The sequence below is a fragment of the Paucibacter sp. M5-1 genome, assembly GCF_027498415.2.
Lineage (GTDB): Bacteria > Pseudomonadota > Gammaproteobacteria > Burkholderiales > Burkholderiaceae_C > Roseateles_E.
Genome location: NZ_JAPZLM020000001.1, coordinates 5940171 through 5954992, shown reverse-complemented (window position 1 = coordinate 5954992; position 14822 = coordinate 5940171). Strand labels below are relative to the sequence as shown.

The 14822-nt window shown below is 70.4% G+C and carries 16 protein-coding genes; 12 read left to right on the top strand and 4 right to left on the bottom strand.

What is annotated here, in order from left to right:
• Window positions 1-10: 10 nt before the first annotated feature.
• Window positions 11-217 (bottom strand): hypothetical protein, encoded by a 207-nt coding sequence (locus tag O5M90_RS28190; protein WP_262968113.1) that lies wholly within the window; start codon window positions 215-217, stop codon window positions 11-13.
• Between the two features lie 128 nt (window positions 218-345).
• Between O5M90_RS28190 and O5M90_RS28185 the strand changes: the two genes are divergently transcribed.
• Window positions 346-552 (top strand): hypothetical protein, encoded by a 207-nt coding sequence (locus tag O5M90_RS28185; RefSeq protein ID WP_440402496.1) that lies wholly within the window; start codon window positions 346-348, stop codon window positions 550-552.
• Between the two features lie 93 nt (window positions 553-645).
• Here O5M90_RS28185 and O5M90_RS28180 read toward each other — a convergent pair whose 3' ends face one another.
• The 3 genes from O5M90_RS28180 to O5M90_RS28170 form a co-directional block, all read right to left on the bottom strand.
• Complete coding sequence (locus O5M90_RS28180) at window positions 646-855, bottom strand: hypothetical protein (RefSeq protein WP_269840695.1); 210 nt, start codon at window positions 853-855, stop codon at window positions 646-648.
• Window positions 855-1448, bottom strand: coding sequence for a hypothetical protein (locus tag O5M90_RS28175; protein WP_269840696.1), 594 nt, complete (start codon window positions 1446-1448; stop codon window positions 855-857). The genes O5M90_RS28180 and O5M90_RS28175 overlap by 1 nt, the downstream gene beginning before the upstream one ends.
• Before the next feature lie 106 nt (window positions 1449-1554).
• Window positions 1555-3294, bottom strand: a complete 1740-nt coding sequence (locus tag O5M90_RS28170) for a hypothetical protein (protein ID WP_269840697.1) — start codon at window positions 3292-3294, stop codon at window positions 1555-1557.
• 219 nt (window positions 3295-3513) lie between these two features.
• Here O5M90_RS28170 and O5M90_RS28165 point away from each other — a divergent pair, with 219 nt between their 5' ends.
• The 11 genes from O5M90_RS28165 (at window position 3514) to O5M90_RS28115 (ending at window position 14795) form a co-directional block, all read left to right on the top strand.
• Complete coding sequence (locus O5M90_RS28165) at window positions 3514-4494, top strand: aldo/keto reductase (RefSeq protein ID WP_269840698.1); 981 nt, start codon at window positions 3514-3516, stop codon at window positions 4492-4494.
• A 151-nt stretch (window positions 4495-4645) separates the two neighbouring features.
• Window positions 4646-5500 (top strand): ABC transporter permease, encoded by an 855-nt coding sequence (locus O5M90_RS28160; RefSeq protein WP_269840699.1) that lies wholly within the window; start codon window positions 4646-4648, stop codon window positions 5498-5500.
• Window positions 5500-6276, top strand: coding sequence for an ABC transporter permease (locus O5M90_RS28155; protein ID WP_269840700.1), 777 nt, complete (start codon window positions 5500-5502; stop codon window positions 6274-6276). The genes O5M90_RS28160 and O5M90_RS28155 overlap by 1 nt, the downstream gene beginning before the upstream one ends.
• A 19-nt stretch (window positions 6277-6295) precedes the next feature.
• Window positions 6296-7111, top strand: coding sequence for an ABC transporter ATP-binding protein (locus tag O5M90_RS28150; protein WP_269840701.1), 816 nt, complete (start codon window positions 6296-6298; stop codon window positions 7109-7111).
• Window positions 7112-7133: 22 nt separating this feature from the next.
• On the top strand, window positions 7134-8027 hold the full coding sequence (locus O5M90_RS28145; protein ID WP_269840702.1) for a TauD/TfdA dioxygenase family protein: 894 nt from the start codon (window positions 7134-7136) through the stop codon (window positions 8025-8027).
• 22 nt (window positions 8028-8049) lie between these two features.
• Complete coding sequence (locus tag O5M90_RS28140) at window positions 8050-9120, top strand: ABC transporter substrate-binding protein (protein WP_269840703.1); 1071 nt, start codon at window positions 8050-8052, stop codon at window positions 9118-9120.
• A gap of 3 nt (window positions 9121-9123) precedes the next feature.
• Window positions 9124-10479 (top strand): sulfatase family protein, encoded by a 1356-nt coding sequence (locus tag O5M90_RS28135; RefSeq protein ID WP_269840704.1) that lies wholly within the window; start codon window positions 9124-9126, stop codon window positions 10477-10479.
• A gap of 109 nt (window positions 10480-10588) precedes the next feature.
• Window positions 10589-11074 carry a rhodanese-like domain-containing protein gene (locus tag O5M90_RS28130; protein WP_269840705.1) on the top strand — a complete coding sequence of 162 codons (486 nt, stop codon included), beginning with the start codon at window positions 10589-10591 and terminating at the stop codon, window positions 11072-11074.
• Window positions 11075-11116: 42 nt separating this feature from the next.
• Window positions 11117-12064, top strand: coding sequence for a serine O-acetyltransferase EpsC (gene epsC, locus O5M90_RS28125; RefSeq protein ID WP_269840706.1), 948 nt, complete (start codon window positions 11117-11119; stop codon window positions 12062-12064).
• 51 nt (window positions 12065-12115) lie between these two features.
• Window positions 12116-13045 carry a family 2A encapsulin nanocompartment shell protein gene (locus tag O5M90_RS28120; protein WP_269840707.1) on the top strand — a complete coding sequence of 310 codons (930 nt, stop codon included), beginning with the start codon at window positions 12116-12118 and terminating at the stop codon, window positions 13043-13045.
• Window positions 13020-14795, top strand: coding sequence for a family 2A encapsulin nanocompartment cargo protein cysteine desulfurase (locus O5M90_RS28115; RefSeq protein ID WP_269840708.1), 1776 nt, complete (start codon window positions 13020-13022; stop codon window positions 14793-14795). Before O5M90_RS28120 ends, O5M90_RS28115 begins: the two co-directional genes overlap by 26 nt.
• The last annotated feature ends 27 nt before the right edge of the window (window positions 14796-14822 follow it).

The window sequence follows — 14822 nt, the reverse complement described above, 5'->3', positions numbered from 1 at the left end:
CGGCGCCGCTTCAGCGCGGATCGCTGTTGATCAGCCGTTCCCACTCCGCCCAGGTCGATTCGCTGACCTCCAGGCCCTGCAGAGTCGGCGCTTCGGCAGGCAAGCGGCGGCGAAACAGCTGCTCGCTGGCCCGCTTGAACTGCGCCAGCACCTGGCCGGCATCGAGTGGTCGGGCCGCTTGCGGCGGGCTGATCAGTGTCAGTTTCTCGTTTGGCATGCCGCCAGCATCGGTCATCCCGGCCGCCAACCCAATCCCGCTGGGGTGGGCCCACTTTTGGGGGGATTCGCTTGAGCGGCTGGCCGCGCGGCAGTGGTAATGTGCCGTCTTGATTCAGAGCCCATTCGATGACCCCGACCGACACCCCCCCGACCATCACGCTGACCCCCGAGGAGCGCACCGCGCTCTACTACATCCCCCAGGCACCGGGCGGCCGCGTCGTCCCCGAGGAATTGCAGCAGCGCCTGGAGGATCTGGGCCTGGCCGCCAAACGCCCCGACGGCACGCGCTGGCTGACGCAGCTGGGCGACCAGGTCAGGCAAGGCAAGCGCTGAGCAGCGCACGAAGTGCGGATGTGGTGCTTGCGGCCATGGTTGTCGCGGACCGCATCCGGCCCCATTGATCGCAGCCTCGCCGGCAGCTGGCGCTCAGGCCTGGCGCCGCAGCCAGGCTTGCAGCAGCCGTGGCAAGGTGTAGATCGGCAGCTGGCTGCAGGCGAAGTACAGCGCGATGACGGGGTGGATGCCCAGGCCCAGGCCGGCCCAGACCAGGCCGATATTGCGATTGCCACCGCACAGGCCCAGGGCCAGGCGCAGCGGCTGCGGCCCCGGCAGGGCCAGCAGCGTCAGGCCTTGCATCAGCAAATTGCAGGCAAAGGCCAGGCCCAGCAGACGCGCCGCCTGCGCCGGCTCGGCCAGCAGCTGGGCCCGCACCCCGTCCATGGTCGCCACCGCAAACACCAGCAGGGCCAGCAGCACACCGGCATCGATGGCCCGGGTCTGGCGCTGCAGCCGCGCCGCGCCGCGCCGGCCAGGCCACGCCACAGCAGGGCCAGCGCGATGGCGGCACCCAGCAGCAAGCCGATCTGGCGGGCCAGCGCGGTGCCGGGCAGGGCCAGCTCCGGCGGCGCCAGCAGCCACAGCAGCAGCGGCACGCTGACGGGGGCCAGCGCCGTCGCGATCAGCGTCACCAGCAGGGCCGCATCGGCGTCCAGCCCCAGCATGCGGGCGATCGCGGCATTGCCGCTGGACGGTGGCGCGGCGGCCGCCAGCAGCAAGGCCAGGCTCAGCGCCGGGTCCAGCCCCACGGCCCGGGCCAGCAGGCCCACGGTCAGGGGCAGCATCAGCATCAGCCACAGCGGCGGCAGCAGGCTCAGCCGCCATTGCCGCAGCCCCTGGCCGAGCCGCCGCAGATCCACCCGCAGCAGGCTGCCCAGCACAAAGACCAGCACCGCCGCCCCCATCCAGGGCCGGGCCAGCGCGGCTGCAGCCGGCCAGGCCAGGCCAGGCCCAGCAGCACGCCACCGGCCAGCAGGCCCGGACCCGACGGCGCCAGCCTCATGCGGCCGGCTCCGCCCTCGCCTCGCCCAGCAAGCCCTGCCAGTACAGCTCGGCCCCCAGCAGCACGGTGCGCATCTGGGTGCGCTGGGCCAGCACAAAGGCCTCGCCATAGACCGTCTCGTCGGGAAACTCGGTGATCAGCGTGAAGGGCACGGTCGAGCGGCTGTCGTCCTGGATCAGGCAGGGAATGCCGTTGAGCAGCAGCGGCGCCGTGTCCGCATCGACCCAGTGCGCGCGCCACAGCCGCTGCTGGCGCGCGTTCAGTGCGGCCAGGGCCGGGTCTTGCGCCAGCCCCGCGCTCAGCGCCTCCAGGAAGGCCCGGCCATCCCGCCCCGGGTGCCGACGCAGGATCAGGAAGAAGCCGCGCGGCAGCGCCCAGTCCTCGAAGCCCGGCGGCAGATAGCCGGCAAAAGGCCGGGTCCACTCATGGGCCGGATAGCCATGCAGGCTGAAATGCAGGCCGGCCCCGGTGCGCGCGATCGCCTGCTGGCGCGCGGCCTTCTCGCCCAGTTCCGGGTTGGCAGCGCCGCCGCGCGCCTCCAGATCATCGCCCTGCGCGGTGTAGCGCGCCGCGTGGTGCATATGGCGCGGGTTGCTGCGGATCAGGGCCTGGTGCAGGGCCGCGCCGTCGGGGTTCTCCAGTGCCACCAGCGCGTAATGGGCCTGGTCCTGCTGCTGCAGGACCAGGGTCGCGCGCAGCGCGCCGACCACGCCCGAGCTCTCATTGGCATGCTGGCCGGCGCTGATCACGATGCCGGGCTTCGTACCACGCCGGTGCAGGCCCGTGACCGGCCGGCCCTGGTGCGACAGGCAGCCAAAGCGCTCGCCCTGCAGCGGCGCCAGCCAGGCGGCCACCGCCTCGGGCGATAGCGGCGAGTCCTGCGTGGCGAGGTCATCCACCAACAGCGGGTCCGACGGCTGCGTCTGTGCTGCCGGCGCGCCCAGCACCACCCTGACCCGCGTGCGACCTGTGGCGGCGCGGATGTCCGGGATGATCTGGCCGGGCCGCAGCGTGCGGTCGCCATGCGGGCGGCCGGCACGGCGCTGGAACCACTCCAGCACGGCGAAGTAGAAATCCTCGTGCAAGGCCTCGCGCGTGCTGATGAGCTCCTCGCCATAGGCCAGCGCACGCTCGATGCCGCCGATCTCGACCTCGATGCGCAGCTGATCGAAATACGGTTCGGTTTCGCCCCAGTGATGGCCGGCGACCGCCGCCATCGCCGCCTCGTAGGCGGCGCGGTAGTCGCAGCTCGCCAGGGCCGCATCCTCGATCAGCTGGCTAGCGCGCCAGCTGCGCCGCCAGGCCTGCGGTGCGAGCCGCTGGTCCATCGGCACGAAAACAGCGAGCGGAGGCCGGCCATCGACACTGACGCGGGCCTCGGTCGGGGCCAGCGCGGCATCGGTCTCAAAGCCCAGCTCGCCCTCGCCCAGCAAGGCCGCCAGCGGATAGGCCTCGACCTTGAGCCGCTGCAGCACGGCCGGCGCCACCGTGATCAGCAGTCGCCGCCAGCCGGCCGGCAGCGCCAGCTCGCCCTCCAGCCAGGTGTGCAGCAGTGGCTTGTAGGCGCTGCGGATGCGGGCCGCGATGCCCAGCTCGGCCAGCGCCCGCTCGGCCCCGCGCCGCACCACCTCGTCCTCGAAGACCCAGGCCTCAAGGCGCTCGGGGCGCTCGCGCGCCGCCTGCTCCAGCAGCAGCTCCAGGCTGCGCGGCAGCGTGATGTCCAGCAGAACACTCATGATCGATGGTGGGTGGTTTGCGTTCGGCTTTATAGCCTCATCTCGTCATCGGCACCGTCGGCAATGCTGCGGTTTTCGCCGCCGGCGAGCGCGGCTGGCAGCACCGGCTGCATCATCCGCAGCCCCAGGTCTGCGCCGAGCTCGGCCCGGCACACGCCTAGGAGGCTGCGCCCCGGCACGCTACGATGCCGGCCCAGCCCACTGCCGCGCAAACGCCCGATGACCACCACCGCCCTGCAACACCCGCTCCCCGACGCCAGCCCCCTGATCTATGGCTGCATGGGCCTGGGCGGCGGCTGGAACAGCCAGCCGCTGAGCGAGGCCGACATCGACCGCGCGCAGGCCGCCGTCGAGGCGGCCCTCGATATCGGCATCACGCGCTTCGACCATGCCGACATCTACACCCATGGCAAGGCCGAGGCCTGCTTCGGCGCGCTGTTCAAGCGCCAGCCGGCCTTGCGCCAGCGCCTGCGGCTGCAGAGCAAATGCGGCATCCGCTTCGCCGACGAACAGGGGCCGGGCCGCTACGACCTGTCGGCCGCGCACATCGAACGCAGCGTCGAGGCCAGCCTGCAACGCCTGGGCAGCGAACGCATCGAGCTCTTGCTGCTGCACCGCCCCGACCCCCTGCTGGAGCCGGCCGAGGTGGCCGAGGCCTTTGCACGGCTGCGTGCGGCCGGCAAGGTCGGCCAGCTCGGCGTCTCGAACATGAACGCCGCCCAGATGCAATGGCTGGCCAGCGCGCTGGACGCGCCGCTGGCGGCCAACCAGCTGGAGCTGAGCCTGGCCCGGCTCGACGCCATCGAGGCCGGCACCTGCTTCAACGACGCCCAGGCCCTGCAGCGCCCGGGCAGCCTGGCCTGGGCCGGCACGCTCGAATACTGCCAGCGCGAGCGCATCCCGGTGCAGGCCTGGGGCGCGCTGGCCCAGGGCCTCTACAGCGGCCGCGCGGGCGCCGATGCGGCGCCGGCCGTGACCCGCAGCGCCGCGCTGGTGCGCAAGCTCGCCGAGCAGCATGCCACCGCGCCGGAGAGCATTGTGCTGGCCTGGCTGATGCGTCACCCGGCCGGCATCCAGCCGGTCATCGGCACGGCCGACCCGGCCCGCATCCGCGCCTGCGGCGATGCCGCGCGCATCCGGCTCAGCCGGGAGGACTGGTATGCGCTCTATGTCGCGGCGCGCGGCCAGGCCCTGCCCTGACGACGGCGCCGGCCACCGCCGCGCGCTGGCGGCCGAGCTGATCGACGCGAACGACGCGGACCCGGCCTGATACGGCCCAGGCTTGTTTCGAGCACAAGCTTATGCGTACAGCTTCGTTGGCCGGTCTCGGCGCTGATCGAACAATCGGCCGATGCCGTCCTTCGATCCCTCTCTGCGCCTGTCGCCCGCCCGCGTCGCTGACGCCAGCCCGCGCTGGCTGCGGCCGCGCTGGTGGCCGGCGCTGCGGCGCGGGCTGCAGGGCCTGCTGTGGGCCTGGCTGCTGCCGCTGAGCCTGCTGGGCCTGTGGTTCCTCGCGGCCCGCTTCGAATGGGTCGCGCCCCAGGTGCTGCCGCCGCCCGGCGATGTGGCGGCCGCGCTGCGGGAGCTGATCGCCAGCGGCGAGATCTGGGGCCACACCTGGATCAGCCTACAGCGGGTGCTGGGCGGCTTCGCCCTCGGCCTGGGGGCAGGTCTTGCGCTGGGTGTGGCGATGGGCTTGTCGCCACTGCTGAAGGACTATCTGTATCCCAGCTTCAAGGCCCTGGCCCAGGTACCGGTGCTGGGCTGGCTGCCGCTCCTGATGCTGCTGGTGGGCATGGATGAGTCGCTCAAATACCTGCTGATCGCCAAGGCCGCCCTGGTGCCGGTGGCGCTGAACACGCTGAAGGGTCTGGAGAACGTGCCCAGCCGCCATATCGAGGTGGCCAAGGTGCTGGGCTACAACCGCTGGCAGCTGCTGCGCCGCGTGGTCTTCCCGGCCGCGCTGGCGCCGATCTGGACCGGCCTGCGCTACGGCCTGACCCATGCCTGGCTGGCCCTGGTGGTGGTCGAGCTGCTGGCCTCCAGCGAAGGGCTGGGCTTTCTGATCGTCTATGGCCGCCAGCTCTTCCAGCTGGAACTGGTGCTGGCGGCGGTGGTCGTGGTCGGCCTGTTCGGCTGGGCGCTGGACCGCCTGCTGGCCGGCATCGAGCGCCGCCTGCTGGGCTGGCGCAAGGAGGCCTTCTGATGGCGCATCCGATCCCTAAGCCCTTGCGCGGCTGGCTGCTGCCGCTGGCCGTGCTGGCCCTGTGGTGGTGGGCGCGCGCCTCGGGCTGGTCGGACTCCAGGCTGCTGGTCTCGCCGGCCGAGGTGGCCGAGCGCGGCGCCGAGCTGATCGCCTCGGGCCAGCTCTGGACCGCCTTGAGCGCCAGCCTGGGCCGCAATCTGATCGGCTTCGCGATCGGCGCGGCGATCGGGCTCGGCGCGGGTGCGCTGCTGGGCCTGTCGCGCTGGGCCGAGCGCCTGATCGGCCCCAGCCTGCACACGCTCAAGCAGATCTCGCTGTTTGCCTGGATCCCGCTGCTGTCGGTCTGGTTCGGCCTGGGCGAGACGGCCAAGATCGCCTTCCTGGCCATCGCCGCCTTCTTCCCGGTGCTGCTGAACACGGTCGAGGGCATACGCAGCGTGCCCAGCGAGCTGGTCGAACTGGCCCGGGTGCTGCGCTACAGCCGCTGGCAGCTGCTGCGCCGCGTCGTGCTGCCGGCCGCCGCACCGAGCATCTTCGCCGGCATCCATCTGGGCCTGATCTATGCGTGGCTGGCCACGCTGGGCGCCGAATACCTGCTGGCCTCGGGACCGGGCATGGGCGGCCTGCTGGTGGCCGGGCGCGAGCATTTCGAGATGGACCTGGTGCTGGTCGGCGTGGTCGTGGTCGGCCTGGTCGGCTATGCATTGAACAGCGCTGCCGGCTGGCTCGAAGCACGAGCCCTGGCCTGGCGCGGCCGCTCGGTCGCCAACTACTGAATCCACGAGGACGATCACCATGGCCGCAGCCGGCACGCTGGAGATCCGCCAGCTCAACAAGCAGTTCACGATAGACGCCAAGGGCAGGCGACTGCCGGTGCTGCAGGACATCAATCTGGACATCGCGCCGGGCGAGTTCGTCGCCATCGTCGGCGCCAGCGGCTGCGGCAAGTCGACCCTGCTGCGCCTGATCCTGGGCCTGGAGCCCGAGTTCGAGGGTCAGCTGCTGCTGGACGGCCAGCCCATCACCGGCCCCAGCCTGCAGCGCGGCATCGTGTTCCAGGAGCACCGCCTGTTTCCCTGGCTGACGGTGCAGCAGAACATTGCCGCCAGCCTGCTCAACAGCGGGCTGACGCCGGGCCAGCAGCGCTTCGCGGTGCGCGAGCATATCGAGCTGGTCGGGCTGGTCGGCTTCGAGCAGGCCTATCCGCACCAGCTCTCGGGCGGCATGGCCCAGCGCGTCGCGATCGCGCGCGCGCTGGCGCCACGGCCCGAGATCCTCCTGCTCGACGAGCCGCTGGGCGCGCTCGATGCGCTGACCCGCGCCCATCTGCAGGGCGAGCTGCGCCGCATCTGGCAGGCCGAGGGCATCACGATGCTGCTGGTGACCCACGATGTCGAGGAGGCGCTGTTCCTGGCCGACCGGGTCATCGTGATGGAGCCGCGCCCGGGCCGCATCAAGCACCAGCTGCGCCCGGGCCTGCCGCATCCGCGCGAGCGCCATAGCCCCGCATTCGCCGCGCTCAAGCAGGCCTTGCTGGCCCAGCTGGGTGACGGCATCGCGGCCGAAGCGCCACCGCCGCTACTGCCGCGCGATCTGCGCTTTGCCATCTGACCCACCACGGAGCCCGACCACCATGAGCGACACCACCCTCTCCCCCGCGCTTGAACTCGATCTGCAGCCGCTGGCCGGCCGCATCGGCGCCGAAGTGCGCGGCCTGCGCCTGTCCGGCGCGCTGGCGCCCGAGAGCTTTGCCGCGCTGAAAGCGGCCCTGCTGCGCCACAAGGTGCTGTTCATCCGCGGCCAGCAGCATCTGGACGACGAGCAGCACCAGGCCTTCGGCCGGCTGTTCGGTCCGCTCGAGGCCCATCCGACCGTGCCGGCACCCTCGGGCACGCGGCTGCTGGAGCTTGACTCGCTGCATGGCGGGCGCGCCGACTCCTGGCATACCGACGTCACCTTCCAGGCCGCCTTCCCGCAGGTCTCGGTGCTGCGCGCCGTCGTGCTGCCGCCCTATGGCGGCGACACCGTCTGGGCCAATACCGTGGCGGCCTACGAGAGCCTGCCCGAGCCGCTGAAGCGCCTGGCCGAGAGCCTGCGCGCGCTGCACGGCAATGACTATGACTATGCGGCCGCCCGCGTGATCGCCGAGGACGATGTCGCACGCAAGCGCTACCGCGAGGTCTTCACCGCCAAAACCCTGCAGGCCGAGCATCCGGTGGTCCATGTGCACCCCGAGACCGGCGAGCGCGCGCTGCTGCTGGGCCATTTCGTCAAGCAGTTCCAGGGCTTGTCCAGCAGCGACTCGCGCCGCTTGTTCGACAGCTTGCAGTCCCATGTGCTGCGGCTGGAAAACACGGTGCGCTGGCGCTGGGCGCCCGGCGATGTGGCGATCTGGGACAACCGCGCGACCCAGCACTATGCGATCAACGACTACGGACAGCAGCACCGCGTGGTGCGCCGCGTCACCGTCTCCGGCACGCCGGCCGTCGGTGTCGATGGCTTCGTCAGCCGCCCCATCAGCGAATAACAAGAACCCTGAGATCCCGACCATGACACTCTCCCGTCGCCTGCTTCTGAGCGCCGCCCTGCTGGGCCTCTTCGCCACCACGACCCAGGCGCAGAACGCGCCCGCCGTGATCCGCATCGCCGCCCCCGAACAGGGCAGCGGCACGAACTCCTTCCCCGGCGCCACGCCGCTGGCCGTGGCCAAGGCGCGCGGCCTGATCGAGGAGGAGTTCAGGAAGGACGGCATCAAGATCGAATGGACCCTGTTCCGCGGCGCCGGCCCGGCCATCAACGAGGCGCTGGCCGCCAAGCAGCTGGACGTGGTCTATCTGGGCGATCTGGCCTCGGTGATCGGCCGATCGCGCGGCCTGCCGACCAAGCTGATACTGCCGCTGGTGCGCGGCAGCAACAGCTATCTGGCGGTGGCGCCGGGCTCGGACATCAAGAGCTTTGCCGACCTGAAGGGCCGCAAGGTCTCGGTGCTCAAGGGCACGGCCTATCAGCGGCCCTTCGACCAGTTCCTGGCCGATGTCGGGCTGACCGAGAAGGACGTCAAGCTGCTGAACCTGGACTGGCCGGCCTCCAAGGCGGCCGTGGTCAACAAGGACATCGACGCCACCTTCGGCGGCGTCGATCTGAACCTGCTGGCCGACAAGGGCGTGACCCTGCCGGTCAATACCCGTGGCAAGGGCCCGGCCTACACGATACAGAGCTCGGTGCTGGCCACCGAGGAGTTCACCAGCAAATACCCGGCCCACACGACCCGGCTGGTGGCCGCCATCCTGCGCGCCTCGCAATGGGCCTCCGAGGAGGCCAACCGTGAGCCGCTGATCCAGCTCTGGCAGCAGAGCAGCGGCACGCCGGCCGCGGTGTTCCGCGCCGAGTATCAGGACACCAGCCTGAAGCACCGCAACTCGCCGCTGTTCGACGATTTCACCCGCACGGCCTACAAGGGCGTGGTCGCCGATGCCCAGCGCCTGGGACTGATCAAGCAGGGCTTCGATGTCGAGGCCTGGCTGGAGCCGCGCTTCGTCAACGAGGCGCTGCGCCAGCTCAAGCTCGAAGGCTTCTGGCAGCCGGCCGACAAGGACGGCAAGGTCCGCGGGGGCGCCTGAGCAATGTCCCAGGCCCAGACCCGCCCCAACATTCTCTTCATCCTGGCCGACGATCTCGGCTGGGCCGACCTCGGCATCTACGGCCAGCAGGACTACCGCACGCCACATCTGGACCGGCTCGCGGCCGGCGGCGTGCGCTTCACCCAGGCCTATGCGAACTCTGCGGTCTGCTCCGCCACCCGCTTCGCACTGATGACCGGGCGCTATCAGTACCGCCTGCCGGGCGGGCTGGAGGAACCGATCCCCACCGCGCGTGGACCGCGCGGCCCCATCGGACTGCCGCCCGAGCACCCGACCCTGCCCTCGCTCCTGGCCGAGGCCGGCTATGACACCGCGCTGATCGGCAAATGGCATCTGGGCCCGCTGCCCGAGTTCGGTCCGCTGAAAAGCGGCTACCAGCGCTTCTTCGGCAACTACGGCGGCGTGATCGACTATTTCACGCACAAGCCCGGCGTCGGCCCCGAGGTGGCGCGCGATCTCTACGAGGGCGAGCTGCCCGTCGAGCGGGTCGGCTACTACACGCAGATCCTGGCCGACGAGGCCGCTGCCTATCTGCGCGAGCCGGCCCGGCGCGAGGCGCCCTTCCTGCTGTCGCTGCATTTCACCGCGCCGCACTGGCCCTGGGAAGGACCCGGGGACGAGGCGGTCTCGCGCAACCTGACCAGCCTGTTCCATTACGACGGCGGCAGCCAGGCCACCTACGGCCGCATGGTGCAGGCGCTGGACGGCGCGGTCGGCCAGGTGCTGGACACGCTGGCCGCCCAGGGCCTGGCCGAGAACACGATCGTGATCTTCAGCAGCGACAACGGCGGCGAGCGCTTCAGCAAGACCTGGCCCTTCACCGGCCAGAAGACCGAGCTGCTGGAGGGCGGGCTGCGCGTGCCGACCCTGCTGCGCTGGCCGGCCGTGCTGGCGCCCCAGGTCAGCGAGCAGGTCACGGCGACGATGGACTGGCTGCCCACCCTGCTGGCCGCCGCCGGCGCGGCCCCACACCCCGACTACCCCAGCGACGGCGAGAACCTGCTGCCCATCCTGAAGGGCCAGGCGCCCGAGCGCGAACGCAAGCTCTTCTGGCGCTACAAGGCCAACAGCCAGCGTGCGCTGCGCGAGGGCCGCTGGAAGTATCTGAAGATCAACGAGCACGAGTTCCTGTTCGATGTGCTGGCGGACCCGCGCGAACGCGCGAATCTGAAGACCCGCGAGCCGGTGGTCTTCGAGCAGCTCAAGCGCGACTGGCTGGACTGGGACGCCGGCATGCTGGCGATCACGCCCGAGGTCTTCACCCATGGGCTGAGCCCGGCGGTGCAGGCCGACCGCTACAGCCCCCAGCCGCTGACACCGCTGCCCCGACCGCTGTGATCGAGGCCGCTTACTTGCTTTGCGGATAAGCAAGCTCAGAAGCCGCACTTCCCCGCATGCAGTGCTCTTCTTAAGCTGGGCTCACCCCATCAGCCGCAGCCCCGCCCCCATGTCCGCCACTCTTGAACACCCCGCCACCCTGTCCGTCGAGCATCAGCAGGCGCTCGACACCGCTCGCCGGGCGGCCGCCGACGCCGCCCTGCCCTATGCCGGTGGGCTGAGCCCGAGCCAGGCCTGGGCCCTGGTGCAGGCCGGTGCCGCCACCCTGGTCGATGTGCGTTCGGCCGAGGAACGCAAATTCGTCGGCCAGGTGCCCGGCTCGCTTCATGTGGCCTGGGCCAGCGGCACCAGCCTGACACGCAACCCACGCTTTGTGCGCGAGCTCGAAGCCAGGATAGGCGACAAGGCCCAGCTGGTGCTGCTGCTGTGCCGCAGCGGCAAGCGCTCGGCGCTGGCCGCCGAGGCGGCGAGCAAGGCCGGCTTCAGCCAGGTCTTCAATGTGCTCGAAGGCTTCGAGGGCGAGATCGACGCCCACAAGCAGCGCGGCCATGGCGACGGCTGGCGTTTCCGGGGCCTGCCCTGGGAACAGGACTGAGCGAGCCACCTCTATGTCGATGACCTTCAGAAGGAGCTCGCGATGAGCGCCCTGCCCGAGTCTTTGCCCCTCAGCAAGCCAGACAACGATTTCCAGCTCGACCAGGTCGTCGCCGGCCTGCGCCAGGCCCGCGTCGATTGGCGAGAGCGCCACCGCCTGCATGAGCCGCGCGGCCGCGAGCTGCCCTCGGCCGAGCTCCTGGGCGACATCGTCCGCGGCCTGCGCGGCGCGCTGTTCCCCTTGCGCCTGGGGCCGCCCGAGCTGCGTCAGGAGGCCGAGGACTTCTATGTCGGCCACACGCTGGACACCCAGCTGCAGGCGCTGCGTCAGCAGATCCTGCTGGAGCTGGGCTATGCGGCACGCCAGCCGCAAGCCGGCGCCGCGCTGGAGCCGCGTGCCCGGCAGCTGAGCGCTGAATTCGCCCGCGCCCTGCCCGACATCCGCCGCCTGCTGGACAGCGATGTGCTGGCCGCCTACCAGGGCGACCCGGCGGCGCGCAGCGTCGACGAGGTGCTGCTGTGCTATCCGGGCATCGAGGCCATGATCCACCACCGGCTGGCGCACAAGCTCTACACCCTGGGCGTGCCCCTGCTGGCCCGCATCATTGCCGAGCTGGCCCACGCGAAGACCGGCATCGACATCCACCCCGGCGCGCAGATCGGTGCCGGTCTCTTCATCGACCATGGCACCGGCGTCGTGATCGGCGAGACCGCCGTGATCGGGGAGCGCGTGCGCATCTACCAGGCCGTGACGCTGGGCGCGCGCAGCTTCCCCACCGACGCCGACGGCCAGATCAAGAAGGGCGCGCCGCGCCACCCCATCGTCGAGGACGAGGTCACGATCTATGCCGGCGCCACCATCCTGGGCCGCATCACGCTGGGTCGCGGCGCCACCATCGGCGGCAATGTCTGGCTGACCCGCAGCGTGCCGCCCGGCAGCCATGTGACCCAGGCCAGTTCCCAACATGAAATCCATCCGGGCAAGGCCTGACCCCGAGCCTGCACCCGATCACCGTCATCCATCCACAACCCAGGAGTTTCCATGGCCGAAAGCCTCGAACCCCAATTGGCCCTGAGCGACAACGCCGCGCGCCAGCTGGCCAATGCCACCAAGACCGTCCCCCAGCTCTCGGTCATCAGCCCGCGCTGGCTGGTGCATCTGCTGCAGTGGCTGCCGGTCGAGGCCGGCATCTACCGCCTCAACCAGGTCAAGAACGCCAAGGACATCCGCGTCGCCTGCGCCGCGCGCGACGAGAGCGAGCTGCCGCAGACCTTTGTCGACTATGACGAGCAGCCGCGCGAGTACTTCCTCAACGCGGTCTCCACCGTGCTGGACGTGCACACCCGCGTCTCCGACCTCTACAGCAGCCCGCATGACCAGATCAAGGAGCAGCTGCGCCTGACCATAGAGATCATCAAGGAGCGCCAGGAGTCCGAGCTGATCAACAACCCCGACTACGGCCTGATCGCCAATGTCGCGCCCGAGCAGGTGATCTACCCGCTGACCGGCGCGCCGACGCCCGATGACCTCGACGAGCTGCTGACCAAGGTCTGGAAAGAGCCCGCCTTCTTCCTGACCCACCCTCTGGTGATCGCCGCCTTCGGCCGCGAGTGCACGCGCCGCGGCGTGCCGCCGCCGACGGTGAGCCTGTTCGGCTCGCAGTTCCTGACCTGGCGCGGCGTGCCGCTGATCCCCTCGGACAAGGTGCCGGTGGCCGACGGCAAGAGCAAGATCCTGTTGATACGCGTCGGCGAGAAGCGCCAGGGCGTGGTCGGCCTGTTCCAGCCCGGCCTGGCCGGCGAGCAGAGCCCGGGTCTGTCGGTGCGCTTCATGGGCATCAACCGCAATGCCATCGCCTCCTACCTGATCTCGCTGTACTGCTCGCTGGCGGTGCAGAGCGAAGACGCCCTGGCCCTGTTGGATGACGTGGAAATCGGCAAGTACCATGACTATCCTGACACCTACAAGTGAGGCCGGCGGGCTGGATCTCGCCGCGCTGAGCCGCCTGGCCGGCGAGCTCTTCGCCGAGCTGCCCGGCGGCGGCACAAACCCGGCGCTGGCCCCCAAGCCGCAAGACCTGACCCTCAACGACGGCCCGTTGCCGCAGTTCGAGGCCGCGCCGGCCGGCCAGGCCCATGCCGCCCAGGCCCCGCGCCAGGGCGGCGCAGCCCAGGGCGTGCCGCAGGCCTATGCGGCGGCGCTGCCCCTGCCGTCGGCATCGGCGCCCAGCCGACCGGTCAATGGAAACGGTGGCTACTACTTCATCAATGAAGCCAGCCATCCGCAGGCCTCGGCGGCGCCGCTGCCAACGATAGAAGACCGCGTCACCCCGCAGTCCTTCGGCCTGCCCGGCCAGGACACGCTGAAGGCCTTGCTGGGCGATGTGCGCGAGATCAACGGCAGCCGTGACTCATCGGGCGGCTACTACTTTGTCCAGCCCGAGCAGGTGCAGGCCCACGAGGCCCGCGCCGGCCAGCCGCAGACCAAGGAGCGCTCGGTGCCCGGCGGTTTCGATGTCGATGCGGTGCGGCGCGACTTTCCGATCCTGGCCGAGCGCGTCAACGGCAAGCCGCTGATCTGGCTGGACAACGCGGCCACCACGCACAAGCCCCGCCAGGTGATAGAGCGGCTCGCCTACTTCTACGAGCACGAGAACAGCAATATCCACCGCGCGGCGCATGAGCTGGCGGCCCGGGCCACCGACGCCTACGAGGGCGCACGCAACACCGTGGCGCGCTTTCTGGGCGCGGCCTCCAGCGAGGAGATCATCTTCGTGCGCGGCGCCACCGAAGGCATCAATCTGGTGGCAAAGAGCTGGGGCGCCAAGCACATCGGCGCGGGCGACGAGATCATCGTCTCCCATCTGGAGCACCACGCCAATATCGTGCCCTGGCAGCAGCTGGCGGCCGAGAAGGGCGCGAAGCTGCGCGTGATCCCGGTCGACGACACGGGTCAGGTCTTGCTCGACGAGTACCGCAAGCTCTTGAACCCGCGCACCAGGCTGGTCGCGGTGACCCATGTGTCGAACGCACTGGGCACGATCACACCCATCCACGAGATCGTGGCACTGGCCAAGGCGGCGGGTGCGCGCACCCTGGTCGACGGCGCACAGTCGGTCTCGCATCTGCGGGTGAACGTGCAGGCGCTGGGCGCGGACTTCTTCGTGTTCTCCGGGCACAAGGTGTTCGCGCCGACCGGCATCGGCGTGGTCTACGGCCGCCGCGAGGTGCTGGAGCAGACCCCGCCCTGGCAGGGTGGCGGGAACATGATTGCCGACGTGACCTTCGAGCGCACCCTGTTCCAGCCCCCGCCGGCGCGCTTCGAGGCCGGCACCGGCAATATCGCCGATGCGGTGGGCCTGGGCGCGGCGCTGGACTATCTGCAAAATCTCGGCCTGGAGAATGTTGCGAGCTACGAGCATGACCTGCTCGAGTACGCCACCCACCATCTCGCCAGCATCCCGGGCCTGCGCCTGATCGGCACGGCCTTGCAGAAGACCAGCGTGCTGTCCTTTGTGCTGCCCGGCTACCAAACCGAGGAGATCGGCCGCGCGCTCAATGAGGAGGGCATCGCGGTGCGCTCCGGCCACCACTGCGCCCAGCCCATTCTGCGGCGCTTCGGCCTGGAGGCCACGGTGCGGCCCTCGCTGGCCTTCTACAACACCTGCGGCGAGATCGACCATCTGGTCGCGGTGGTGCGGCGGCTGGCGCAGCGGCGCTGAGCGGCTGCGGCAGCGGTCGGCGTCGCG

What these genes read in the sequence shown, in the direction of transcription:
- O5M90_RS28150 (WP_269840701.1), top strand. Translation starts at nt 6,296, where the DNA reads ATGGCCGCAGCCGGCACGCTGGAGATCCGCCAGCTCAACAAGCAGTTC.
- O5M90_RS28155 (WP_269840700.1), top strand. Translation starts at nt 5,500, where the DNA reads ATGGCGCATCCGATCCCTAAGCCCTTGCGCGGCTGGCTGCTGCCGCTG.
- O5M90_RS28145 (WP_269840702.1), top strand. Translation starts at nt 7,134, where the DNA reads ATGAGCGACACCACCCTCTCCCCCGCGCTTGAACTCGATCTGCAGCCG.
- O5M90_RS28170 (WP_269840697.1), bottom strand. Translation starts at nt 3,294, where the DNA reads ATGAGTGTTCTGCTGGACATCACGCTGCCGCGCAGCCTGGAGCTGCTG.
- O5M90_RS28180 (WP_269840695.1), bottom strand. Translation starts at nt 855, where the DNA reads ATGCAAGGCCTGACGCTGCTGGCCCTGCCGGGGCCGCAGCCGCTGCGC.
- O5M90_RS28165 (WP_269840698.1), top strand. Translation starts at nt 3,514, where the DNA reads ATGACCACCACCGCCCTGCAACACCCGCTCCCCGACGCCAGCCCCCTG.
- epsC (WP_269840706.1), top strand. Translation starts at nt 11,117, where the DNA reads ATGAGCGCCCTGCCCGAGTCTTTGCCCCTCAGCAAGCCAGACAACGAT.
- O5M90_RS28140 (WP_269840703.1), top strand. Translation starts at nt 8,050, where the DNA reads ATGACACTCTCCCGTCGCCTGCTTCTGAGCGCCGCCCTGCTGGGCCTC.
- O5M90_RS28120 (WP_269840707.1), top strand. Translation starts at nt 12,116, where the DNA reads ATGGCCGAAAGCCTCGAACCCCAATTGGCCCTGAGCGACAACGCCGCG.
- O5M90_RS28130 (WP_269840705.1), top strand. Translation starts at nt 10,589, where the DNA reads ATGTCCGCCACTCTTGAACACCCCGCCACCCTGTCCGTCGAGCATCAG.
- O5M90_RS28185 (WP_440402496.1), top strand. Translation starts at nt 346, where the DNA reads ATGACCCCGACCGACACCCCCCCGACCATCACGCTGACCCCCGAGGAG.
- O5M90_RS28115 (WP_269840708.1), top strand. Translation starts at nt 13,020, where the DNA reads ATGACTATCCTGACACCTACAAGTGAGGCCGGCGGGCTGGATCTCGCC.
- O5M90_RS28190 (WP_262968113.1), bottom strand. Translation starts at nt 217, where the DNA reads ATGCCAAACGAGAAACTGACACTGATCAGCCCGCCGCAAGCGGCCCGA.
- O5M90_RS28160 (WP_269840699.1), top strand. Translation starts at nt 4,646, where the DNA reads ATGCCGTCCTTCGATCCCTCTCTGCGCCTGTCGCCCGCCCGCGTCGCT.
- O5M90_RS28135 (WP_269840704.1), top strand. Translation starts at nt 9,124, where the DNA reads ATGTCCCAGGCCCAGACCCGCCCCAACATTCTCTTCATCCTGGCCGAC.